This is a genomic window from Anaerocolumna sp. (genome assembly GCF_032079385.1).
Classification (GTDB): domain Bacteria; phylum Bacillota; class Clostridia; order Lachnospirales; family Lachnospiraceae; genus Anaerocolumna.
In genome coordinates this window covers 84654-110705 of the sequence record NZ_DAMAUC010000015.1, presented here as the reverse complement: position 1 = coordinate 110705, position 26052 = coordinate 84654, and the positions used below count along the sequence as shown (strand labels likewise).

General features: G+C 34.7%; 21 protein-coding genes and 1 other RNA gene. 18 read left to right on the top strand and 4 right to left on the bottom strand.

What is annotated here, in order from left to right:
* Window positions 1-65: 65 nt before the first annotated feature.
* The gene (locus RT261_RS13390) at window positions 66-398 is read right to left on the bottom strand and encodes a hypothetical protein (RefSeq protein WP_313133176.1); all 333 of its coding nucleotides are present in this window, start codon (window positions 396-398) and stop codon (window positions 66-68) included.
* Window positions 399-571: 173 nt separating this feature from the next.
* On the bottom strand, window positions 572-1156 hold the full coding sequence (locus RT261_RS13385) for a hypothetical protein (RefSeq protein WP_313133175.1): 585 nt from the start codon (window positions 1154-1156) through the stop codon (window positions 572-574).
* A gap of 322 nt (window positions 1157-1478) precedes the next feature.
* Between RT261_RS13385 and RT261_RS13380 the strand changes: the two genes are divergently transcribed.
* The 7 genes from RT261_RS13380 (at window position 1479) to RT261_RS13350 (ending at window position 7905) form a co-directional block, all read left to right on the top strand.
* Window positions 1479-1730, top strand: coding sequence for a hypothetical protein (locus RT261_RS13380; RefSeq protein WP_313133173.1), 252 nt, complete (start codon window positions 1479-1481; stop codon window positions 1728-1730).
* A gap of 128 nt (window positions 1731-1858) precedes the next feature.
* Window positions 1859-2205: a transfer-messenger RNA gene (ssrA, locus tag RT261_RS13375) on the top strand.
* Between the two features lie 1043 nt (window positions 2206-3248).
* Entirely contained in the window at window positions 3249-3932 is a 684-nt protein-coding gene (locus tag RT261_RS13370) for a hypothetical protein (protein WP_313133171.1), read from the top strand.
* Window positions 3933-4226: 294 nt separating this feature from the next.
* Window positions 4227-4829, top strand: a complete 603-nt coding sequence (locus RT261_RS13365; protein WP_313133170.1) for an MptD family putative ECF transporter S component — start codon at window positions 4227-4229, stop codon at window positions 4827-4829.
* Between the two features lies 1 nt (window position 4830).
* Window positions 4831-5511: an energy-coupling factor transporter transmembrane component T gene (locus RT261_RS13360; RefSeq protein WP_313133167.1), complete on the top strand. Its 681-nt coding sequence runs from the start codon at window positions 4831-4833 to the stop codon at window positions 5509-5511.
* Between the two features lie 12 nt (window positions 5512-5523).
* Entirely contained in the window at window positions 5524-6906 is a 1383-nt protein-coding gene (locus RT261_RS13355) for an ABC transporter ATP-binding protein (RefSeq protein ID WP_313133166.1), read from the top strand.
* 33 nt (window positions 6907-6939) lie between these two features.
* Window positions 6940-7905 (top strand): helix-turn-helix domain-containing protein, encoded by a 966-nt coding sequence (locus RT261_RS13350; protein WP_313133165.1) that lies wholly within the window; start codon window positions 6940-6942, stop codon window positions 7903-7905.
* A 214-nt stretch (window positions 7906-8119) separates the two neighbouring features.
* On the opposite strand, the gene RT261_RS13345 is transcribed toward RT261_RS13350, so the two are convergent.
* Together RT261_RS13345 and RT261_RS13340 are read right to left on the bottom strand one after the other, a co-directional pair.
* A complete protein-coding gene (locus tag RT261_RS13345; protein WP_313133164.1) occupies window positions 8120-8881 on the bottom strand; it encodes a response regulator transcription factor in 762 nt (253 codons plus the stop codon).
* On the bottom strand, window positions 8856-10595 hold the full coding sequence (locus tag RT261_RS13340) for a cache domain-containing sensor histidine kinase (RefSeq protein WP_313133163.1): 1740 nt from the start codon (window positions 10593-10595) through the stop codon (window positions 8856-8858). The genes RT261_RS13345 and RT261_RS13340 overlap by 26 nt, the downstream gene beginning before the upstream one ends.
* Window positions 10596-10835: 240 nt before the next feature.
* Between RT261_RS13340 and RT261_RS13335 the strand changes: the two genes are divergently transcribed.
* The 11 genes from RT261_RS13335 (at window position 10836) to RT261_RS13285 (ending at window position 25973) form a co-directional block, all read left to right on the top strand.
* Window positions 10836-12647, top strand: a complete 1812-nt coding sequence (locus RT261_RS13335; RefSeq protein WP_313133161.1) for a flavocytochrome c — start codon at window positions 10836-10838, stop codon at window positions 12645-12647.
* 447 nt (window positions 12648-13094) lie between these two features.
* The gene (locus RT261_RS13330) at window positions 13095-14183 is read left to right on the top strand and encodes a galactose ABC transporter substrate-binding protein (RefSeq protein WP_313133160.1); all 1089 of its coding nucleotides are present in this window, start codon (window positions 13095-13097) and stop codon (window positions 14181-14183) included.
* Window positions 14184-14284: 101 nt separating this feature from the next.
* Entirely contained in the window at window positions 14285-15784 is a 1500-nt protein-coding gene (locus RT261_RS13325; protein ID WP_313133158.1) for a sugar ABC transporter ATP-binding protein, read from the top strand.
* A gap of 14 nt (window positions 15785-15798) precedes the next feature.
* Window positions 15799-16797 carry a galactose/methyl galactoside ABC transporter permease MglC gene (locus tag RT261_RS13320; protein WP_313133157.1) on the top strand — a complete coding sequence of 333 codons (999 nt, stop codon included), beginning with the start codon at window positions 15799-15801 and terminating at the stop codon, window positions 16795-16797.
* Between the two features lie 314 nt (window positions 16798-17111).
* Window positions 17112-18728, top strand: a complete 1617-nt coding sequence (locus RT261_RS13315; RefSeq protein ID WP_313133155.1) for a response regulator — start codon at window positions 17112-17114, stop codon at window positions 18726-18728.
* Window positions 18729-18801: 73 nt separating this feature from the next.
* A complete protein-coding gene (locus tag RT261_RS13310; RefSeq protein ID WP_313133154.1) occupies window positions 18802-20619 on the top strand; it encodes a sensor histidine kinase in 1818 nt (605 codons plus the stop codon).
* Complete coding sequence (locus tag RT261_RS13305; RefSeq protein WP_313133152.1) at window positions 20612-21577, top strand: substrate-binding domain-containing protein; 966 nt, start codon at window positions 20612-20614, stop codon at window positions 21575-21577. Before RT261_RS13310 ends, RT261_RS13305 begins: the two co-directional genes overlap by 8 nt.
* 10 nt (window positions 21578-21587) lie before the next feature.
* Window positions 21588-22640 (top strand): galactose ABC transporter substrate-binding protein, encoded by a 1053-nt coding sequence (locus RT261_RS13300; protein WP_313133151.1) that lies wholly within the window; start codon window positions 21588-21590, stop codon window positions 22638-22640.
* Window positions 22641-22799: 159 nt separating this feature from the next.
* Window positions 22800-23360 (top strand): hypothetical protein, encoded by a 561-nt coding sequence (locus tag RT261_RS13295; RefSeq protein WP_313133149.1) that lies wholly within the window; start codon window positions 22800-22802, stop codon window positions 23358-23360.
* Between the two features lie 375 nt (window positions 23361-23735).
* Window positions 23736-24407: a response regulator transcription factor gene (locus tag RT261_RS13290; protein ID WP_313133148.1), complete on the top strand. Its 672-nt coding sequence runs from the start codon at window positions 23736-23738 to the stop codon at window positions 24405-24407.
* 18 nt (window positions 24408-24425) lie between these two features.
* Window positions 24426-25973, top strand: coding sequence for a sensor histidine kinase (locus RT261_RS13285; protein ID WP_313133147.1), 1548 nt, complete (start codon window positions 24426-24428; stop codon window positions 25971-25973).
* Window positions 25974-26052 lie beyond the last annotated feature (79 nt).

Genomic DNA, 26052 nt, shown 5'->3' with positions numbered 1-26052 from the left:
TGAATAACCTATATTAGGCAAAGCGTACGTACGTTAATAAACTAAATTTTTATTTTGTGAATTTATCATTTGATACAGTAGCCTGAAATAACAAGGGATTGAGCTGCGATTAAAATTTTAAAGAGGTCATTTTTATTTAGTAGTTTGTCAACAGCAGTATGACATTTGTGGGTGAACAATCCGGTTTCGCTGCAGTGTTCACAATCTATGGTTTGTATATGAATTCCGTTTAAAAGGAAATTACATTCGTTTCCAAACTCAATGGTTCTTGCTTCAAAAGGCTTTAAACAGAAGTCTTCTTTTTTAAATGTACAACCGGCTGCCTCACCACTTCTAATTGCCAATTCAATTTTTAATTTATAACAAGTTTCATTTTTAAATTTTTTAATACCCTTCATGATATCAACTCCCGTCTGCCGAATTATAACTATATATTCAACTAAAATAGTGATATGCTGTATAAATATAAGTTAAATAGATATAAATAATAAAAATATGGTCTTATATTTATATTATATGTCGAATAATACGAGAAGTGATAGGATTCGGGCGATTGTCGATAAATATTCATTCAATGGTAAAACTGATTAATAAATCCGTTCCATAAAATATCTGCGGTCATTAAAGAGTAATATTCTATAAAATCATATTGAGTAACGTCTGCATAATATTGATTGGTTCTTCGCTTGTATATTTCATCATTAAGCATATCAATGGTATTCTTGAAAATGTTTCCTAACGTTTGTTGATTCCAATAAGGGTTTATATTAGAAAGCAAAATTGAAAATTGCCCTGCAGCAGCATATAATGGAGTATTTGCTTGGTGAATCAGAGTTAGGTCAGTGTTGGAGAGAGTATCAAAAACCGTACTTTTATAAGCATTGATAAGAGCTATAATAAGCGAAAAGTAAGTACGCAGGCTGTCCTGGATTTCATTTCCTATGGTATCGCCATAATATAGACGAAATAGATTCCCTATATCGATGGCATTTTTGTATAAACGATCAGTTACTACTTCTATATCACCCAATCCCGAAAGTATACTGATAATTAAGAATCTAGTCCAAAGACTTTGCTCACTTAAGAGCTGCCTTAATACATTTCTTAGATCTTCGGGAGTATAAAGCGATTGGGCTGTATTCAGATTGCTGTCCATATAAAAAATCCTTTATTTTGTTATATTGTTAAGATATGAATGTTGAAAAATATTGATACAAAGGTTGAATTAATGAGATGCGAGCATTTTGTAAATAATGCAGTTAATATAAAATCTTATGTTATAAAGCTATCTATGAGAAGAAAATTAAAAAATTTATATAAAAATTACAAAATATTGGAATAAAATAGACAATTTCATCATATAATGAAAAGTAAGGTAGGCGACAATCCTATAGGGGAACGCCTGCTAGTTTTTTGTAAAAACTGCCGCATATATCTTTTTATTCTTATAGAGAATTAAATAGTCAGGAGGAGTAATAATGACGCATGATGAATATAAGATGATAATCAGCCATTGTGTGGAGGATTATTGCAATAAGGGAGGTTCCTTATTAAAAATAGCTTTAAATATTTATGAGAAAGAATACATATTTGAATATGATGAAGACTACCCGGAGGATTATAAGAAGATTCTTATGGAGAAAGCGTATAAAGCAATGGAAAAGGGAAAAGATTTACCAAAAGGAATTCGTTTATCCGAAGTTATTTTTGAACGAAATAGAAAAAAATAAATGTTTTTTAAAAAAGTCACATTTTAGACACAAATATCGGTTATACTTAATTTGTAACTGAGATACGTCTGCAAGCCAAGTATCTACTGCCTGTGAATAACAGCGGCAGTATTCATCCGTAATTATACGGGGTTGTACTGGTTTCGACGGGGGTTTTGAAGTTGCGGAAGCCATTCGCGGACTAGGACCGCGTCACCAACTTAGAAATAAATATAAACGCAGACGAAAATTTAGCGTACGCTGCCTAGTGGCAGCTGTCGAACTTAAGCAACTTGCGGCTTAAGACCTCGGCATCAAATTAGCAAGGCACTTTGTCTATAAAGCTTTGAGTAGATAAAAGAACTTATGAAGCTACTAAAGTCAATAGCCTGTCAACCGGCGATTGATGGAGGGAATGCTAAATGATTGACTGTAATGGGAGATGCTGCAATGAATGGGCTTTCGGACAGGGGTTCGATTCCCCTCAGCTCCACTTTAAAAGTCTTGATTTATCAAGGCTTTTATTTTTTGTGTTGCATTTCATATTGCATAAAGATTTAAATTCATCAAGATAAACTTTATTATCTTCTTTTTCGTATAGCATTAACCATGCTTTATATTCTTCATATTAAAAATTTCAGGTAATAGTTTTTCTGCATTATCCCTGGAAGTGATACGGTGGGGTTGAATAAGACCTTTGCAAGGATTTTGCAATAAGCTAGGATATATAGGAGATATCAAGTTTAATCAAAAGTCGGGTAAATATCGTGCAGTAATATCTAAATATGATCATAACGGAGGGGTATTTCTTCCGAAAGAGGAATATAAAGAGTAGACGAAGAAAAGCTTATTGAAACTTTGAACTTCTCCATACAGGTTTTAAACAAAATTTTAAGTAATATATAACTACTAATTATATCTGGTGAGTAGTTTTTTTATTAACCGGATAAACCCTAATAAAGAGGAGGTGCCAGCAGGTTTCTGCTGGCACTTATGAAAAAATTTATGTTAGCAAGGTGGGGAACCTTGTTGTTATGAACTTAGTATAAAGTACATATGTGTCCTAGATATGAAGGGATATTGAAAAGATTGTGAACAGTTGGAGGTGAGAGTGTGACAGAAAAGGAACTAAGCCAATATAGAAAATTAAAAAGAGAAGAAAACCAACCAAAATTGCTTTTTTTTATGATTTAAAATTTGATTCAGAGAATAAATCAAGTGAAAAAACTTAAATTTATCAAATTTATCGAACAAACTATGCGCAATATGCTCTCATTCCGAATTTTTTTAACGATTACCACATATTAAAAAAGGAAAGTTAATTGATATTCATCAGGTAAAAAAGTTAAAGTTGAGTCTTTTTTAACCTGTTTTTTTATGTTACACTCAAAGAAGAGGAAATGATTACTAAATTTATATACGCCAATATTTCATCAAAAGATCCAAAAGGATTAGCTGATTTTTATAAAAAAGTAGGTATTCCGTATCTGTTAATGAGAACAAATTAAATGTTTGTTTATGAATAGGAGCGCATAGAAAATGGGTGATTCAACAAAATCAAGTCATTTAAATGAGGAAACCAGTAAAAGAGTAAATATAATACGTTGGTGTATTCTGTGTATAGCAGTTTTTTTGATTTCCATATTTATTCATGAATGCGGACATGGATTATCTAATTCTTTGAGAGAAATTGAGTGTAGCACAGGATTTAATCGTGTTGGTGATATTTATAAATATCCCAAGGAGGTTGATTTCCGTGCAGAATATAATTCTGTTTCAGATAGTTTGTTAGATTTTGGTGTACCAGCAACACTTTTATTGGCTATCATAGGAACAGTCGTATTCTACAAAGCAGAAGGAGAAAAAAGCAGGATTGTCGCTTTAGCAATTGCAGCTACAAACAGTATAATGCGTTTAATCCCTTGTGTATTAGTAGTCATGATTCCATTATTAACTGGAAAAATTCATAATGAAGATGAATTTGGAACTGGTCTTGCGTTAGTGAAAGTAGCAGGAGTTTCATGGTTTGTCTATTTGCCGGCATTGTTATCTATTTTTATATCAGTTATATGTATTGTTTGCCTGTACAGAAAACTAAAAGTAAAAATGTCAATCAAAAAATTTGTACACTATGGGTCTCTCACCCTTTTTAGCTTTTTTGTGACTATGGTAATTGCAAATATACTTGATAATATAATTCGTATTAATTGGATAGTTCGCTAATAGTAAAATTCCAATTCTCATAATTGCATCTATTTTGTACTATTGGCACATTCAACCTCCCTGTCCGCATATCGGTGCAAAACAGATGATAAATAGATGCAAGGACTGGATTAAAATATTATCTGTACACTTACAGGATGGTTAAAAATAAAATATGTCTAAACGGGATAAAAAAGTCTAATCGGGATAGAAAGTTATCTCCTCTTTTATTATGATGTTAAGTAGAAACGCTCTAACGGCGTTTTTATTTTTGAACAACAGTTAGTTACAACTAATCAATAGGAGGAAAGATTAATGTCTCAATTTAGCAAAGAAAAATTAAAAGGAAAAGATCTTATTACAATTGGTATTTTCTCTGCAATTTATTTTGTTACTAATTTTATTTTTATGCTTATGGGTGGACTGCATCCTATGATGTGGATACTTATGCCTGGATTTATTGCACTTTTTACGGGGCTTCCCTTTATGCTCATGTGCTCCAAAGTACAGAAAATGGGCGCTGTTCTTTTGATGGGAGCAATTATAGGACTGATCTATTTTGTTACAGGAATGTTTACAGCTGTAATACTGGCTACCTTTGCAATCAGTTGCATTCTTAGTGAACTGGTTCGTATGATCAGTGGATATAATAATTTTAAAGGAAATATGCTTGCATTTATCTGTTTTTCTCTTGGAATGACAGGTTCACCTCTCCCGGTCTGGATTATGCATGATAAGTTCATGACTCAAATCAGTGGGCAGGGAATGCCGGCAGACTACATAATGGAGCTGGGGAACTTATCATCACCAACTATGCTTCTAGTATTATTCCTTGCTCCGGTTATTGGAGCAATAATAGGTTCGTGGATTAGTAAGAAGATGTTTCAAAAGCATTTTGAGAAAGCGGGCATTGTTTAGTATGTGTAAGAAAGAATCGAAAAGCCTGGCATTAGATCCGCGGACATTTCTTTTACTTCTGGTATTTGCAAATGTAATCACTTTTTTTCAGAACAGTATCTGGATAGAACTTGGATGGATATGCTTTCTTGGTCTTATGATGCTGTCTTTCGGAAAGTATGCAATGTCAGTTCAGTGGTTATTATCCTTTGGATTCCTGTTGCTACTGCAATATGTCCTTCTGCCGGCGGCTCCAAAGGCAGTTGCTACAATTCTTTTTACATTGGTTAATTATTCAAGAAGAATGTTTCCATGCCTGATGGTTGGAACTTCCATGATAAAAACAATATCGTTGCGGCAATTTGTTTTAGCAATGAGAAAAATGCACGTTCCTCAGAACATAATTATTCCCATTTCTGTAACGATCCGATATTTTCCGGCAATCAAGGAAGAAACAAATTATATCAGGGATGCCATAAGATTAAGAAATATTAAGCCTGTGGACAAATTGGAAGCGTTACTTGTACCTCTTATGATGTCCGCTACTGCAACTGCAGAAGAATTATCTGCAGCGGCAGTGACCAGAGGAATTGAAAATCCCATTAAAAAAACAAGTATCATAGAATTAAAATTCCGATTTCTGGACTATGTATGCGGATGTGTGGGGCTTCTGTTTTCTATAGGAGTTTTTCTGATAAAATAAGGAGCAGATATTATGATATCCATAAGAAACGTATCGTTTGGTTATAACGGCCATGAGAAAATAGTAAAAAATATCAATCTGGAGATAAAGCAGGGAGAGTGCATTCTTTTATGTGGAGAATCGGGGTGCGGCAAAACGACAATCACAAAGTTAATCAATGGGTTAATTCCGCATTTTTGTGAGCAGTGTGATTTGGAAGGAACTGTGATTTTAGATGGGATGCAGGTAGAAAAGACGGAATTATATGAACTGGCAAAGTCTGCGGGGTCGGTGTTTCAGAATCCCAAGAGCCAGTTCTTTAATCTGGATACCGACAGCGAACTGGCCTTTGGAATGGAGAATCAAGGAATAACTCCGAAAGAAATGGGGCTAAGATTAGAAAAAACAGTGAGAGAGATTCAGATAGAAAAACTCCTTGGCAGAAATATATTTGAACTTTCTGGAGGAGAAAAGCAGACACTGGCATTTGCTTCGGTTTATGCCATGAACCCCTCTGTTTATGTGCTGGATGAGCCTAGTGCTAATCTGGATATAAGGGCAGTAGAAATATTAAAGAAAGTGATTCAGTTTTTGAGGCAGGAAGGGCATACCATTATCATTGCAGAACACAGGTTATCTTTTTTATATGATTTGATTGACAGGGCTGTGTATCTGAAAAATGGAGAGTTGGTTCGAATTTTTTCACGTGAAGAATTTCAGGCTTTAAAAGATTCCGTTCGTAAAAGCATGGGACTTAGATGCATTGGTAAAGAAACAGGAACACTCCTCAAGGCTTTTCCGGGCGGTGTAAAAAGAGGCCTATCGATAGAAGGGCTTACCGGAGGTTATAGACGGATGCCTCCCGTTTTTCAGGATATATCATTTTCAGCAGTTCCAGGTGAAATTCTTGCCATTACCGGATATAATGGAATTGGCAAAACAACCTTAATTCGATGTCTTTGCGGATTAATAAAGGAACGGCAGGGGAAAGTTTTACTGGATGGAAAAGAAATGTCTGCAAAGTGCAGAAGAAAACAATGCTTTCTTGCCATGCAGGATGTGAATCATCAATTATTTGCAGATAGTGTATGGGAAGAATGCAGAATGTCGGGAAATACACATGATGAGGCTGCAATTCGATGTGAATTGGAGCAATTGGGGTTATTGCAATTTATAGACCGGCATCCCATGGCACTTTCCGGAGGGCAGAAGCAGCACCTGGCAATTGTGACGGCCATTCTTTCTGGAAAGAGGATACTAATCTTTGATGAGCCAACCAGTGGCTTGGATTATATGAATATGAAAGCAGTGGGGGAGCGGCTGAGAAAGCTGGCAGCTTCGAATCGGATTCTTATCGTTGTAACACATGACAGTGAGTTTATGCTGTCGGCTTGTGACAGAATATTGGAAATATAGGACAGTAAAACATATCAGAAAAGGAGGAAGTCCATGAAATTCAATTTTATAGAAGAAACACAGATGGTTCCTTTAATAGAAAATGAAGAGTGTAGTATCCACCAGATTAAAAATGAGTCGGGAGAAGGAATTATGACTACCTATCAGATATTTCCCGGTGTTTTCATTTCTTATAACGATTACCATATGGAAAGCTTTGATTCCACATTTACTACGAATCGAAATCTATTCTGTATCGATCATTGCAGGGAAGGCAGACTGGAATATGCTTCCGGTCAGGGAACATATTCCTATGTTGAAGCTGGGGATTTGAAATTGGATCGTAGAATTTCACATCAGGGACACTTTGAATTTCCATTGGCACATTATCATGGACTTATGATTGCTTTTGATATGGATTTTGCGGTAGGAGCATTGGAAGATGAGATAAAGAATTTTCCGGTTAATTTAGTGATGCTGCAAAAAAAGTTCTGTGATGGAAAGTATCCTATTGTAATTCATGATGCTCCTGCAATTGAACATATTTTCAGTGAATTATATGTGGTACCGGAAAAAATCAGGATTCCATATTCTAAAATTAAAATATATGAGTTGTTACTTTATCTTGATGTTCTGGAAGTCCCTGAAAATCAATATGAAAAACCCTATTTTTATAAAACCCAGGTGGAAAAAATCAAGGCTATACGAAAAATGATGATAGAAAATCGGGAGACCCATTATACACAGGAAGAACTTTCTGTGTGTTTTGACATACCCATTACTACAATGAAAAACTGCTTTAAGAATGTATATGGAAGTCCAATCAATACCTATATGAGGGTATACAGAATGAATCAGGCGGCTGTTTTACTAAAGAATGAAAGGAATTTAAGTGTCACAGATATAGCTGGGAAATTGGGATATGACAGTCCAAGTAAGTTTTCAGCAGCATTTAAAAGGGTCATTGGAAGTGCACCATTGGATTATCGTAAAAACTTTGGTATATATGGAACGAGGTAGTCGAAAAGAGCAGCTGCTTCAGATATCTGCGGTGGAATAATACTGGAGGAAAATATGGTACCAAGGTATGCGTCCTATGGGGGGGCCTCCAGTAGAATCCGCTCTGTACGAAAGGATTCTTCAATATGATACCGAATATATTTTGGTAATAACCAAGGAGCAGATAAAACACAAATATGTGTTTCTCTGCTTTGTTTTGAATCGAATATAATTGCTATCCCCGTTTTTCGTTACGATATTCAATGGGCGAAACTCCGGTATGATTTTTAAAAACCCGTGAAAAATAATGTTGGCTGGAATAACCAACAAGTTCCGCAATTTGAGCAATTAATAGATCCTCTCTGGTAGAGAGAAAAAAGATTGCTTGTTTAATCCGTAGTTCATTCAGATATTCCGTAAAACTTAAATTGGTGCTTTTCTTAATTATTCGGGTCAAATAAGATTGGCTGATATGAAATTTATCAGCAACAAGATTAAGACTCATATTACTATCACAGTGATGTGTGTTGATATAGGCTAATGCCTTTTCACATACCGTACCATTCGATGCATCTGGCACAGAAGTTATAGTAGTACCATTTGCACCTATTATATCCTCATCTTTACTGAGTGTTTCTAAGGCATGCTCCACCACAGATAACAGCTGGTTTCGCTTGATGGGTTTTAAAAGATAATGAAAGGCACCCAATTCAATTGCTTTTTGAGCAAATGGAAAGCTGTCATGCCCAGAGACGATAATGAATTTTGAAGCTGGTAGAAATTCTTTGGCTTGTTCAATTACATCAAGTCCGGTAATGGCTGGCATCGTGATATCAATGATGACAAGATCGGGATGTGTTGCATGCATCATCTCCAGGGCTTGTCGTCCATTTGCGGCTTTGCCAACGATAGTAACAGGTAAATTAGAGGTTTGAATGAATTTAGCTATGCCTTCCCGGATTATCTTTTCATCATCTGCAATTAATAATTGTCTCATTGTTCTGTAACTCCTTTACTGCTGGGATAATAATCGTAGCGGTTGTCCCAATCTGCTCTTCGCTGGTGATGGAAATACCATACTCTTTTCCATACACCATCTGTATTCTACGGTGAATATTATATAGGCCATATCCTTCGACGGGAGCTTCCTGTTCCAACGAAGTGAGTAATGTTCCAAGTTCTGCAGGTGACATACCAACGCCATCATCCTGTACTATGATTTGAATGGTATCCTCCTTGCTGGTTACTCTGACAGCAATCGTACCAGGGGAAAGTTTCGGCTTAATACCATGATACAGTGCATTTTCCACCAATGGCTGTACAATCAGTTTGATTGTAACATATTCCAAAACATCAGGGTCATAGGAAATGGTAAAGTTTAAAATATCTTCATACCGTTTTTGTTGAATGAATAGGTAGCTCCTAACATGTTCAATTTCTTTTATCACTGGAATAAATTCCTTGCCATCACTGAGTGAAATTCGGAAGAAATCGGACAAGGCCTCAATCATTTCAGAAAGCTCAATGGCATTATAATCATAGGCCCTCCATTGAAGATTATCCAGCGTATTGTATAAGAAATGAGGGTTAATCTGTGACTGTAATACCTGAAATTCAGCAGTACGTTTTGCTATTTCTTCTTCCTTGATTCGTTCCATTAGAAAGGAAATTTGTTCCGTCATTGCATAAAAGTTGTTGGTAAGAAATGCAAGTTCATCCTTTTTGCTGCTGATTACCTGTTTTGGTAAAACAAAATTACCGTCTTTTACCAGCTGCATTGCCTTCGAAAGTTTATGAATGGGTGCTGTAATGGTGCGGGAAAACAAGGAACAACTTATGATAGATATGGTAAGCATAAGGATCCATATCACTAAAATGGTATAAATTAACTGCTGAGTATGTAAATTTAATTCTTTTAATGAAGTCATGGTACATAAAAACCAACCATTGGAGTATGGTATTGGAGAATAAAATACCACTTGTTCTTTCCCTTCTTCTCTAAATGAATAAATACCAACCTTTTTTGATATTGGTTCTTTGATATGCGACACTAAACTTGATAGTTCTGCAGTACTTATTGACTGAATTGGATTGCTGGAATAAAGATTTCCTTTGGAATCCATAATCCATGAAGTGCCATTATAAAAATCAATACTTTCTGTAATTTCAGATAATTTATTCAGGGAAATGGCACCATTTATAAATCCAACTTTTTTATTGGCATCATTGTATATAGGATAGCAAATGAGTGTGATTTGAGAACTATCTGTTCTGGAAGATACGGGAGTACTAATGACATATTCTTCATCGCTTGACATAGCACGCTTAAAATAAGCACGATTGGATACGTCAATGGTCTGCTCGTCACAAACATAACCAAGTCCGTTTGTGGTTCCGGCAGCAAAGGTTCCATATTCGTTTCCGTAATGTTCTCCAACATTTTGATTTAAGCGATTGATAAAAGTTTGTAAACTTTTAGTTTCCATTGAACGAAGTGCTTCCGTCTGACTAATGACCCGGATTTCGCTAATTCGCTGATTTAGCCAAGAACCGATTTCGTTTGCTTTTGACTCAACAATTTGTGTATTCAGATCTTCTAAACTTGTCTGATTGGAAGTTAATATACGATCTCTTACCATAAGCAAAAGGCAGGAAAAGGCAACTGAAATACAGATACTAAATAGTAATGCAATTTTTGTATGTAATTTCATAAAGTCCCTCTTTTAAGTAATGAATGTTCGTTAAAGTGCAAAAATACGAAAATTATTATAAATACAAATCGTTGTCAGTATACTATAATCTAATATATATGACAAGTATTTAACAAACTTTTCAACAAAAAATAAATATTTGAATGAAAAACCTTTGATTGGACAACAATAAATGGAAGAAATTCGAAAGTGTTCTGAATTGTTGAGAAGTTTAACACAATGGACAAGAGGAGAATGAAAATGAAAAAATCAAAATTATTAGTTCTTGGGTTAATTGCAGCTCTTGCATTAACTGGTTGTGGCTCAAAAACAAAAGAAGAGCCAAAAACAACACCGGATACAGGTGTAACCTCAACAGGTATTCCAAATGGAACTTATACTGGTGAAGGTGAAGGAAAAGGTGGAAAAATCAAAGTTGAATTAACATTAGAGGATGGAGAAATCAAAAAAATTGATGTGCTTGAAAATAGCGAAACTCCAGGATTTGCAGATGCAATGCAAACGATTACAGATGCTATGATTGCAACAAATTCATTTGACGTAGATTCTGTAAGTGGTGCTACCTTAACATCTACAGGATTTAAAACAGCAGTAGAAAATGCATTTAAACAAACCGGTGCTTCCAAAGATCAATTGGTTGTAAAAGAAGCAGCAGGAACAAGTAATAAAGAAGAAAGAGAAGCAGCCTATACTTCTGATGTAGTTATAGTTGGTGCAGGTGGAGCTGGTTTAACAGCTGCAATTGAAGCTGCAAACAACGGAGCTTCTGTTATCTTAATTGAAAAGATGCCAATGGAAGGTGGTAATACATTAATTTCCGGTGGTGAGTATGCGGCACCAGGCAACTGGCTTCAAAAAGAAGAAGGTATTGAGGATAGTAAAGATCAATTCTATGAAGACGTTTTAAAAGGCGGAGATTATGAGAATGATCCGAAACTGGTTCGTACCTTAGCGGATCATGCATTAGAATCTGCAGAATGGTTAAGAGACGAAGTAAATGTAACATTTGAAGATTACATGCTTTTCTTTGGCGGACATTCTGTAAAACGTAGTTTAGTTCCAAAAGATGCAAGTGGTGTAGAATTAATTAGTAAATTGACCCAAAAAGCAAAAGAAGTTGGTGTAATTACTCACTTAAATACTACAGCAAAAGAACTTGTTGTGGAAAATGATAAAGTGGTTGCAGTAAAAGCGGATTTTGATGGAAAAGAAATCACTTACAATGCAAACAATGGTGTTGTTCTTGCAACTGGTGGATTTGGTTCTAATCTTGAGATGAGAATAAAATATAATCCGGAAATGAATGAAAAAATTCTTTCCACAAACTCTGTAGGCAGTACCGGAGATGGTATTACAATGGCAGAAAAAGTTGGAGCAGAACTTGTAGATATGGGATACATTCAAACATATCCAACCTGTGATCCAGAATTAGGAACACTTCTTTATGTTGGTGATGTTCGAATGGAAGGACGTTCTATTCTTGTAAATAAAGAAGGAAAACGTTTCGTAGAAGAATTAGAACGTCGTGATGTTATTTCAAAGGCAGTAGTAGAACAAACAGGTGGAGTTTCATATATGTTCTGGGATGATGCTTCCATGAAAGCAAGTGGCGTTAATGTACAACACAAAAAAGAATATGATTATTTAATTGAAAATGGTATCCTTGTAAAAGCAGATACAATCGAAGAAGCAGCTGCCTTCTTTGATATTGATGCCAAAGAATTAAAGAAAACAATAGAAAAATACAATGAATACGCAAAGAATGGTAAAGATGAAGAATTCAATAAGAGAGGTACATTAACAGCATTTACAGATGCACCTTACTATATTATGAAATCCAAACCAGCAATCCATCATACAATGGGTGGTATTAAAATCAACACAGATGCAAATGTAGTTGATACAGACGGAAACGTAATCAAAGGTTTATTTGCTGCTGGTGAAGTAACTGGAGATATCCATGGAACAAACCGTTTAGGTAGTGATGCAATTGCAGATATTACTGTATTTGGACGTATTGCCGGCAGAAACGCTGCAAAAGCGGCAAAGTAAAAAACAAAATGGAATAGTTAAAAAAGATTCGATATTAAAAGCTGCTGTCAGACTAATTTACTTTAGTTTGACAGCAGCTTTTTGTTATTTTCTATAAAGTTTTAGAAAATTGATTGTTATAATTTTATCATTTTGCAGTGATTTGTCAAAAGACATGAAAGGGGGTAAAAATGCTGTAAAAGATGTTAAAAACTATTGCTAACTATATAAAAAGTACTATAAATTATTACTATTTCTAATATAGCGAAGTAAATTTAGAATAAAGATGCACAATGACTAATGATAAAATAAAGAAAAAATATAAATAGTTAATAAATTCAATGGTAGATAGAAGAAAATCGTATGTATTTTCGAAATTTATTTTGTTATTATTTTATTGTAATTAAAAACATACCGCATTTATATTGCGGAAAACAAAGTCTATACTTCAATGAAGGAGGATTAGTAATGAAAAAGTTTTTGGTTTTACTTCTTAGTTTAGTTATGTTAACTACACTATTAGCAGGTTGCGGGGGAAAAAAAGAGAAACCAACTGACTCAAACAATACTACAACAGACGATACTGCAAAAGACAATGCTGCAAAAGGCGATGCTGCAAAAGACGATGCTGCAAAAGACGATGCCTCAAAAGGTGATGCTTCTGAGTCAAAAACAGTTAAAGTTGGTATTACAATTTACAAATTCGATGACAACTTCATGACTCTTTACAGAGAAGAGCTAGAAAGATACTTCAAAGAAGAATTAAGCAATGAGGAAGTTACATATGAAGTAACAGTAGTAGATGGCAAGAATGATCAGGCTGAACAGACAAATCAGATTCAGACCTTCATCGCTGACAAGTATGATGTAATTATTGCTAACTTAGTTCAGTCATCATCAGCTTCCACAGTAATTAATATGTGTAAAGATGCCAATATTCCTGTTATATTCATTAACCGTGAACCTACTGCTGAAGACTTGGATCTTTGGGATAAAGTTGCATATGTTGGTGCAGATGCAAGACAGTCCGGTACAATGCAGGGCGAAATCATTTACGATTTAAAGGATCATGGTGATCTTAATGGTGATGGTAAAATTAGCTATGTAATGGTAATTGGCGATCCTGAGAACGTTGATGCGCAGTATAGAACTGAGTTCTCTATCAAAGCTCTTACCGATAAAGGTGTGGAAGTAGAAGAATTAGTTGCTCAGCGTGGTGATTGGGATCAGGCAAAAGGTCAGGAAATCGTAGCAGCAGCTTTAACACAGTATGGTGATGCAATTGAAGTTGTATTCTGCAACAATGACGCTATGGCACTGGGTGCCCGTCAGGCAATTGAATCTGCTGGAAGAAAAGTTGGTGAAGACATTTACTTAGTAGGTGTTGATGCTCTTGATGAAGTAGTAGCTTGCGTTCAGTCAGGGGAAATTACCGGTACCGTTTTGAACGACCACAATGGTCAGGCTCATACTGCAGCTGTAGTAGCTATTAAAGCTATTAACGGCGAAGCATTAGATAAAAATTATACAGTTGATTACGTAAAAGTAACAAAGTAATAATATAATCCAAATTTTTAATGGGCTGTTACAAAACGTCAATAACAAAATTTCTATGATGCGTTTTGGACAGCCCATTATTGTAATAGGAGGTTGAACCAATGTCGGAATATTTATTGGAGATGAATGGTATAAGCAAAAGTTTTCCGGGTGTGAAAGCACTGGATCATGTCACATTAAAAGTCAGACCGGGTACTGTTCATGCTCTTGTTGGTGAAAATGGTGCCGGAAAGTCTACTTTAATGAAATGTTTGTTTGGAATTTATTCCAAAGATGAGGGAGAAATCATTATCGAAGGTAAATCGACACATATTACTAATCCATATGATGCATTAACCAAGGGGATAGCCATGGTTCACCAGGAATTGCAGCCAATTATAGAACGTAGTATTGCTGAGAATATTTATTGTGGACGGTTCCCTTTAAAACATGGCTTATTTATAGATCATAAAAGAATGTATGAAGATACAGAACGATTGCTTAAGGAAGTAAAAATGGATTTTGATCCAAAAGTGAAACTTTCTACATTATCAGTTTCACAAATGCAGGCAATAGAAATTGCAAAGGCAGTTTCTGCAAATGCTAAAATAATTATTATGGATGAACCTACATCCTCTTTAACACAAAATGAAGTGGATAATTTATTTGAAATCATAAACTCACTACGAAAAAAAGGAATTTCTATTATATATATATCCCATAAAATGGATGAAATCCTCAGTATTTCTGATGAGGTTACCATAATGCGGGATGGACAATATATCGGTACCTGGGAAGCGGAGAAATTAACTATTGAGATGATAGTAACTAAGATGGTAGGTCGTGAATTGAACAACCTCTATCCCTCAAGAAGCAATGTGCCGGGGGAAGTAGTACTTCAAGTAAAAGGACTGACATCCATATCGGAGAAGTCCTTTAAAGATGTAAGCTTCCAGTTACGAAAGGGAGAAATATTAGGAATTGGCGGACTGGTTGGTGCCCAGCGCTCGGAACTTTTCGAAGCTGTCTTTGGTATCAGAGGTATTAAGACAGGTACCATTACATACAAAGGGAAAGAACTTAAAATAAGACGTCCCCATGATGCCATAAAGCAGGGTATTGCCCTTTTAACAGAGGATAGACGGGCAACTGGCATCTTTGGAGTTTTATCCATAGCTGAAAATATATCAGTAGCCTCTTTAAATAAATATATAGATTTTGGATTTCTATTGAATAAACGAAAAATAGAAAACCTGGTGCAGGAAAATGTCAAAAAATTAAGTATTAAAACTCCAAGCAGTAAAACAAAGATACAAACACTCTCCGGTGGTAATCAGCAGAAGGTTATTATTTCCCGCTGGTTAGCCAATGATCCTGATATATTTATCTTAGATGAGCCTACACGTGGTATTGATGTTGGTGCAAAATATGAAATTTATACAATAATTGCAGACCTTGCAAAACAGGGAAAAAGTATTATTATGATTTCATCCGAACTTCCGGAGCTTATCGGGATGTCAGACAGAGTTTTAGTTATGTGTAACGGAAAAGTAAGCGGCGAAGTATCGAAAGAAGATGCCACCCAAGAGAATATCATGAGTCTGGCTACTAAATTTGCCTAAGGAGGGTTATGAAAATGGAAAAATCATCGAAGATTAATAAGAAAGCCATAAGTGGTTTTATTCAAAATAATGCGATTATAATTATAATATTCTTTATTATTTTATATGTAGGTTTTAAAAAAGATAACTTCATATCCTGGGATAACTTTAAAAACCTGGCAGTAAATACAGCCGGTCGTTTTATTATTGCCTTAGGTGTCAGCGGATGTTTAATTACTAAAGGCACCGACTTGTCAGCCGGCCGTATTGTTGGACTCGGTGCATGTATTGCAGCTAGTTTATTACAAAAGTCAGGAGTTTCAGGTAAAGTATTTCCTAATCTTCCTGATTTGAATATCTTGCTGGTGTTTGCATTAACACTTTTAATTTGTAGTGTATTTGGTTTTATGAACGGTGTTATAATATCATATCTTAAGGTTCCGCCATTTATTACGACTTTAGGAATGCAGACATTGGTTTATGGTATCTGCCTTGTTTACACCGGATCGAAGCCAATAGGCAGTTTAAGAGATGATTATACTGTAATAGCAAAAGGCAGTATATTACGAATTCCTTATTTATTAATAATTGCGCTGGTTTGTGGAGCACTGATATGGGTTTTATACAATAAGACCCGACATGGCAAATATATGTATGCAATCGGTGGAAATGAAAATGCTGCAGAAGTTGCAGGTGTTAATACAAGCAGAGTTAAAATTAAAATTTATACTTTAGCAGCGGTTCTTTATGCGCTGGGTGGTATTTTATTAGCAGCAAAGGCTGGAGGAACATCAGTTAATATGGGGGCAGGCTATGAATTGGAAGCAATTGCCGCCTGTACTATCGGTGGTGTATCAACCAATGGTGGTGTTGGTAAAGTATCCGGTATCTTAATCGGTGTACTTGTATTTGAACTATTAAAGATTTCTCTTCAATTCTTAGGTGTGGAAACATCCTATACCTATATTGTTCAAGGTATGGTAATTATCATTGCAGTTGCCCTGGACTTACGTAAATATCTGGCTAAGAAATAATTTTGACAAGGATAGAGGGGTGTATAATTACTATGGTTTTATTTCAGTGATTATACATCCCTTTACTTTTATACAGTACGTCAAAATGCTGAATCTTCCTCGTGTCATGTATGGAAGATTGTGGTATAATGAATATGGGCAAATTGTATAACAATCTTAGGAGAATACAATTATTTATGTGTATTTTTTAAAGGACAGCTGAAAATTATAATTCTCTATTTGTATTTTATGGTATAAGTTAGCTGCCTTAAGTGTTTTTACAATAAACTAACGGTAATATATCAGGCAAAATAAGTATTTAAAGGAGACAGGGCATGAAGCGATACACCGTTATTCTGGTTGATGATGAAGAAGAAGTTCGTCAGGCGATTATTAATAAATTGGATTGGGAAGCCATTGGCTTTCGGGTAATTGGAGATGCTGACAATGGAGAAGATGCTTTGGAGCTCGCAGAACGTTTACGTCCCGATGTTGTAATGACGGATATAAAGATGCCATTTATGGATGGTTTAACTTTTTCCAATAAATTAAAGCAGATTTATAAAGATATTAAGATTATTGTTTTTTCGGGATTTGATGAATTTGAATATGCCCAAGAAGCAATCAAATTAGAAGTAGAGGAATATATCTTAAAGCCAATAAATGCTGCCGAATTAAAATCAGTATTCACTAGAATTAAAGAGAAACTGGATAATGAAATTAATCAGAAACGTGATATAGATCAGCTGCGTAAATATTATTTAGAAAGCCTTCCGGTGATGAAAGAACAATTTTTAATTGGTTTACTAGAAGGAAGGTTATCCAAACAGCGAATTGTTGAGTTTATGAATTCTTATGAATTAAACCTGAATTATCCGCATTACATGACGGGAATTGTTAATATTGATAAATCCTCTGAGAAAATAAAGGCAGATTTCCTTGAGACGACGGGATTTATAACAGTATCATTAAAACAGATTGTAGATGAGAATCTATCCTCCTGCTGCGAGTTTTATAGCTGTATTTATCTGGAATCAGTAGTTGTTATAGCATTACTTACTGATCTAAAACAAAGTAATGATTTCATACATATCATGGATCAAATTTGCAAAAGTGCATTTCGTATTCTTGAGAATAATACTTCAGCAGGAATAGGATTTATCTGTAGTGATTTAATGGATTTAAGCCGTTCTTACAAGAGTGCTAAAAATGCTATCGATTACCGCATTCTATTCGAGCCCAATCAGGTAATCTATATCCAGGACGTGGAGGCACAGGTAAATGACGGGAATATATGGGACAGCAGTTATACGGAAAACATACTTCGGGAGATTAAATTAGGAGAAGTGGAACATCTGGAAAAAGCCATTCAGGATTTGATTAGTTATATTAAAAAAACAGCCATCTCCTTTCAAGTCTTCCAGATATCATTAATGGAAATGATTACGGAAATATATAAACTTGGCCGTGCCTATCAAATAGACATGGACAAGGTATTTGGACTGGATTTTAATTTCAAGGATAAGATTTATCAGTTTAAATCTTCGGAAGCACTGAAGCAATGGCTGCTAGATATCTGCATGAAAGTAAGAGGAAATATCCGCAGGGAGCGGATTGATTCTGCTAAATTATTGATTGAAAAAGCGGTAGAATACATTGATGAATATTATCAGAACAGTGAATTATCAGTAGAAACATTGTGTAATTATTTGAATGTCAGTGCCACCTATTTCTCAACTCTTTTTAAAAGAGAAATGGGCATGAGCTTTGTTAATTACCTTACTAAAGTACGGTTAGATAAAGCGTTACAGCTATTAAACACAACGGACGAGAAAACCTATAATATATCCACAATGGTTGGATACATGGAACCAAATTATTTTAGTTATGTCTTTAAAAAAGAATATGGCGTTTCGCCTTCTAACTATCGTAAAAATCATTTTGCAAAATAATTAAACAAAAGCAAGGAAAGTATTGATGAAGAACAATATAGATATTCTAGATAGATGAAAGGTTCAACAAGTCATGAAAGCAAAGGTAATCAAGCTCCTTCAGAGGGCGGTGCACTATTATAGGCATAAAAGTATTCAGTTTACACTTTCCATATCCTTTACCCTTGTAGCGTTAATTGGTATGGGCTTTATGGGCGCTACGATTTATTCCCGTTTTATATCTTCCACAAAGGAAATTACCATAGGGAATAACAAACAGGTAATTGAACAGGTTAATCTGAATTTAAATATATACCTTAGGAACATGATGAGAATTTCCAACACCATGTATTATAGTGTGATTAAAAAAGTAGATTTGTCTAATGAAAGTCTTGATAGAGATATGAATCTTCTTTATGAAGCCAATAAGGATAACCTGGTAAGTATCGTCTGCTTTCGGGACAATGGCTCTTTGGTAGCAGCTAGCCCAATTAACAGTTTAAAGGCAAATCTTCAAGTTTCAAAACAAGACTGGTTTGTTAAAGCTAATCAAGAAATCGAAAATTTGCATTTTTCCACACCCCATGTACAAAATCTTTTTTATGACAGCAGTTTTAATTACCACTGGGTCATCTCACTTAGCAGGGTAGTGGAACTGACTTATAATGGTCATATTAACAGGGGAATTCTACTGGTAGATATGAATTATAGCGGTATCGAGCAGATATTTGCGAAAGTAAATTCCAATAATTCAGGCTATGTATACTTAGTAGATAGTAATGGGGAGATTATCTATCATCCGAAACAGAATCTGATTAATTCCAGCTTGTTACTTGAAAATAATAAGAACGCTGCCACCTACAAAGATGGCACTCATGAAGAAGAATTTGAGGGTGAGAAACGAATTGTAACCGTAAGAACGGTTGGTTATACCGGATGGAAAATTGTGAATGTTACACCGGCGAAGGAATTTTATATGAGTTTTAATCAGATGAGGTTTTTTACTGGTATGGTTATTGCACTAACCATTTTTCTTATTACTTTTGCCATTCAATTTGTATCCTATCTGATTAGTAATCCTCTAAAAAAACTGGACGACTCCGTGAAAGATCTGGAATATGGTAAATTGGATTTAAATATTTATATCGGTGGATCTTACGAGATTCAGCATTTGGGCAGGACAATTACTTCTGTTGTATTACAGATGCATGAGCTAATGAATGAAATTGTTATAGAACAGGAGAAGAAGAGAAAGAGTGAATTTGAATCACTCCAGGCTCAAATCAATCCTCATTTCCTGTATAATACTTTGGATTCTATTGTATGGATGGTAGAAAGTGCAAGGTACCAGGAGGCAATTTCCATGGTTACTGCCTTGGCCAGCCTTTTTCGGATAAGTCTCAGTAAGGGGAAGAATATTATAACCATACGGGAAGAAATTGAGCATGCACAGAATTATTTGTATATTCAGAAAATTCGTTATAAAAACCGCTTTCAAGTAAATATAGATATTGCTTCTGAGATTTATGAATGCAGTACCATTAAACTGATTGTACAGCCTTTATTGGAAAATGCAATTTACCATGGCGTGGAGTACATGGACGGTGAAGGCGAAATTACAATAAAGGGTTATTTAAAAGAGGATGATATCTATATTGATGTCATAGACAATGGTCTTGGCATGCCGGAGGAAGAAATAAATTTAATACTGGAGGATAATACCAGAGTTCACAAGAAAGGATCCGGTATTGGACTAAGCAATGTTCATCAGCGAATACAACTTTATTTTGGAAACCAATATGGGCTTTTGATAGACAGTGAACTAGATGAAGGTACAACGGTTCATATACATCTGCCCCGGGTTATTTATAATTCCGATGGGATGAATGGGGAGGGCGAGATTCGTGATTAAAAATAAGAAATTATTCATGGCAATCGCATTACTGATCTGTTTATTTGGATTACTCTTTATTAGTACGTATTTATACATAAACGATACCAATAAAAAGGATGAGAAAACAAGGACCTCCGTAATCGTATATGGGAGTAACAGTGACCGGTGGACCACTTTAAAGCAGGGGATTGATCAGGCAGCAGAGGATTTTGGGGCAGAGGTAAATTTTTGCCTGATGTCTTCTGAAAGTGATGCTAAGGAACAGACATTATTATTGGAACGGGAAATTGAAAATGGCTCTAAGGGAATTATTATAGCAGTTACAGACAGCAGGAATATGACTGATACTATTCAGGAGGCTTCACTGAAAGTGCCGGTAATAATGGTTGAAACTAAGGCGGAGGACGTAGATAACATTATTTATATTTCTGCGGATAATTACAGTATGGGATTGAATCTTGGAAGATCTGTTTATCTGAATAGTAAGAAAAACAGCAGAGTTGCGGTTTATGTGAAAAAGATACAACGCAGCAGTATAGATGAGAGATACCAGGGTTTCATGGACAGTTTTCGGTATATGGAGAATATAATGACTTGCTGGGAGTTAACAGAGGAGGAAGATCCGGCTCAATATTTGCAAAAAATAATCAAGGAAGATCCGGTAGATGTCATAGTTGCATTGGATGATATAAGTTTAGAAGAGGTTATCGATGCCGCTCAAGGAGCTGCAACCTCTGTAGAAATTTATGGAATTGGAAGTTCCAGTAAAATTGTACATAATCTTGATAATGGAGTGATTAATTCCATTGTCTTTCAAAATGAATTTAATATGGGATATTTGAGTTTACAGGAATTGCTTAGTAGTATTCATCGTGACGGGCACGTATCGGATATAGACGTGGAATTTCGAACCGTAAACAGGGAAACAATGTATTTGCCAAAGAATCAAAGACTGGTATTCCCGTTTGTACAATAAGGAGGGGCTTATGACTTCTAAAAAAGCCATATTACCGACGATTATTTTATTCATTTTTATCAGCATTCTTCTGGTTAAGTATTGGAATAGTAAAAGTGAAGGCAAAGAAGAGTCAGATCAGAAAACAAGTATGAAAATTGGGGTAAGCATCTATAATCAATATGATACCTTTATCTCCAGTCTGGTAGATTATTTGATAGAAGGGGCAAAACTTAAGGAGCAGGAAGAGGGAATCTCCATAACGCTGGATATTGTAAATGCCGGTGGAAGTCAGGTATCCCAGAATTATCAGGTGGAGAATTTTATTAAGGAAGATTATGACATCCTTTGTATAAATTTAGTTGACCGAACAGATGCTTCCGTAGCAATTGATATGGCAATAAATGCAGGTATTCCAATCATTTTCTTTAACAGAGAATTAGTAGAGAAGGATTTGCAGCGTTGGGATAAATTATTCTATGTTGGTGCTGTAGCGTTTGAATCGGGAATCATGCAAGGACAGATTGTAGTAGACGCTTGTACTAAGGATTTTGACGCAATGGATAAAAACGGTGATGGTATACTTCAATATGTCATTTTGGAAGGTGAACCGGGACATCAGGATGCATTAATACGAACTGAATATGTGATAAAAACAATTACAGAAGCTGGTATTAAAGTAGAAAAACTAGGAGATGAAATTGCCAATTGGGTTCGGGCACAGGGGGAGACCAGAATGTCAAAATTATTGGAGAACTATAACGGAGAAATTGAAATTGTCATAGCCAATAACGATGATATGGCATTAGGAGCCATTGATGCAATTAAAAAAGAGAGGATAACAGATACACCGGCAGTGGTTGGAATTGATGGCACACCAGTTGGCCTGGAGGCTGTAAAGAATGGAGATATGATAGGAACGGTATTAAACGATAGCAAAGGCCAGGCACTTGGAATTATTGACTTGGCTTATTCTCTGGCTTTTGATAAAAAGCTCCCAGAGGATTTGATTGACGGCAAATATATACGTAAGCCTTATATTATAATTACAAAGGATAATGTGGAAGAGATTATTGGTCAATAAGGAGCTGATTTTTTTGTATTTGCTTACTTTAATATGGGAAGTATTACATAATATAAAAGGATATGGTATAATTTTATTAATACATTCATCATAGTCGTTAAATATGGTGATGAATATTCCGATGTATTAAATATATGAAATAAGCAAAGAGGTGAGCATATGGGAGAAAGTCAGAATCAAGTAAATGGATTCATCTTTAATACCAATGAGGATTTTAACAGAGCAAAAGAAGAGCTAGGGGTAATTGAACATTTTAAAGCAAAAGTAGATTTATCTAATCCAAATGATGTACTAAAATTGTATAATAGATTTATTGAAAAGAATACTTTTTGTACACCTGTGGGATATTTGTTCTTAAAAGAATTACAGGAGAATATTTTAAAATCCGGAATTATGAAACCGGAAGAAATACAGAAGATTAACTATGTTTCTCAAAATTCAGGTACAAAGACAGAGACAAAAGAAGTAGATTCTTTGGCATTGAACAAATACAAAGAAATGGCACAGAACTTAAAAATAAAACTTCGAAATTCCAGAATTATTAATGTGTTTTTTCTAGTCATTGTGATTGCCATGATTATTATTGCAATCTATAGTGATAAAACGGTTTTCATTAATTTTGAAAATGAAGTTATTGATCGTTATGCAGGCTGGGAAGAAGAATTAAAGTTGAAAGAAAAGAACTTGGAAGAAAGAGAAGCTGAGCTTAATAAGGAATAAACTATATGATAAATTGTATAAGGTAACTATAGTCAAAATATAAAGTATAAGAGAAAAAAAGAATTAGAATAAAAGAAAATAAGCTCAAAAAGCAATGTGGAAGAAATAATGTAGAAGAAATAAAGCGTAAACGAAACAAAATAATATTTCATGAAATAAACATAGTACAAATCAAAATTTTTTCACAATTATAGTATATAGTATAAAGTAAATAAGCAGTCATGGGTTATGTTATTAAAGATGGTATTGCCTGTTTTGTATTAATTGTTTTATTTTACTTTTATTTAAATAATATTTTTAGTTATACTACTTATAAATACAATAATAATTAACCTATAACTTGTTGTTATTTTATATGGAATTGAGGGATGCACTATGGATAAATTAAAAGTATTAGTGGTTGACGATGAAAGCAGAATGCGAAAATTAGTAAAGGACTTTCTAACCAGACAAAATTTTGAAGTAATAGAGGCAGAGAATGGGGAACAAGCTGTTGACATCTTTTTCTCTGTAAAAGATGTTGCATTAATTATTCTGGACGTGATGATGCCTAAAATGGATGGCTGGCAGGTATGCCGCGAAATCAGGCAATATTCAAAAGTACCTATTATTATGCTGACAGCAAAAAGCGATGAGAAAGATGAATTACTAGGTTTTGAGCTAGGGGTAGATGAGTATATTTCCAAGCCATTTAGTCCAAAGATTTTGGTGGCCAGGGTTGAGGCCATATTAAGAAGAACCAATTTTTTAGAAGAAGAAGTAACTGAGGTGGGAGGAATTGTTTTAGATAAAGCGGCTCATCAGGTAAAAATAGAAGGTGAAATTATTGATTTAAGCATTAAGGAATTTGAGCTGCTATCGTACTTTATTGCTAATCAAGGAGTGGCATTATCCAGAGAAAGAATATTGAATAATGTATGGAATTATGATTATTTTGGAGACGCCAGAACCATTGATACCCATGTTAAAAAATTAAGAAGTAAAATGGGTTCTAAAGGTGATTATATTAAAACAATTTGGGGGATGGGATATAAATTCGAGGTATAACAGACAGGAGTAATTTTAATGAAACATATCTTTCGAAAACCAATTAAAAAATTTAAAAACTATTGTTCAAGTCTAAAAGATAATAGAATTATTAATCCCTATTCCTTAAGAGTAAAGTTAACCTCTATATTGACAGCACTGGTTTTTATAACTATTTTTGCCATATGGATATTTAACAGAACCTTTTTGGTTGATTATTATCTTCATAGTAAAATGAATACCTTAGGTAAAACTTTTGATGAAATCGGTGCCATATATAAAGATAACAGAATATCCGACTCAGAGCTGGTGCAAATAGAGAGAATTTGTGAAAATAGAAACCTAAGTATATATGTTATTACGGACAAGTTTATTGTAGAATATCCCCCAAGTGAGAATAGTGAAAAGATTCTAAGCAGAATTGATTTTTTAATAAAAAATTATATTTTTAACAGCAAACGAGGCGTTATTAAAAGTACGAAGAACTACAATATATACAAGTCCTATGATCAGCATATAGGTTCTAACTATATTGATCTGTTCGGTACTATTGAAAACGGTAATATTGTTTATCTGCGTACGAATCTGGAAAGTATGCAGGAAAGTGTAGTTATTGCCAATAAGTTCTTAGCTTATGTAGGCATTATGTCTGTTATTATAGGTACATTGGTTATGTTCTATATAAGTAAGAGATTTACTAAGCCCATCCATCAATTAGCCGGTATTGCAAAGAAAATGAGTGATCTGGATTTTGATATTAAATATGAAGTAACGGCAAATGATGAAATTGGGGAATTGGGATGCAGCATTAATACTCTGTCAGAGAAGCTGGAGAAAACTATTTCCGAATTAAAAAGTGCTAATAATGAGCTTCTTTCCGATATTCAGAACAAAACACAGATTGACGAGATGAGAAAAGACTTCTTATCTAACGTATCCCATGAATTAAAAACACCTATTGCACTGATACAAGGCTATGCGGAAGGTTTAAAGGATAATGTTAATGAGGATGAAGAAAGCAGAGAATTTTACTGTGATGTTATTATTGATGAAGCAAAAAAGATGAATACGATGGTTCAAAAATTAATATCACTGAATAAGTTGGAATTTGGAAGTAATCAGGTAAACTTTGAACGATTTGATATTGTGGAATTAATTAATACAATATTAAATTCAACAGAGATTTTGTTCCAGCAAAAGGAAGTAATACTTCATTTTGAAGAATATGATCCGATATATGTATGGGCAGATATATATTTAGTAGAAGAAGTTCTAACCAATTATATTAGCAACGCCTTAAATCATGTAGACGGAGAAAAAATTATAGAAATCAAATTAATTCAAGAGAAAGACGTTGTGAGAATCGCCGTATTTAATACGGGAGCCAATATCCCGGATGAGGAGTTAGATAAAATCTGGGTAAAATTTTATAAAGTGGATAAGGCAAGAACCAGAGAGTATGGTGGAAGTGGTATTGGTTTATCTATAGTAAAAGCTATTATGGACTCTTTAAACAGAGAATGCGGTGTTATGAACCGTGAAACAGGCGTAGAGTTCTGGTTTGAATTAGATACAAAAATGAATTAAAATTGTATTATTATAATTTTTATTGCCGAAATTCACAAATAGTGGTACTATGTAAATGGATAAAAAACATGGGAGGTAT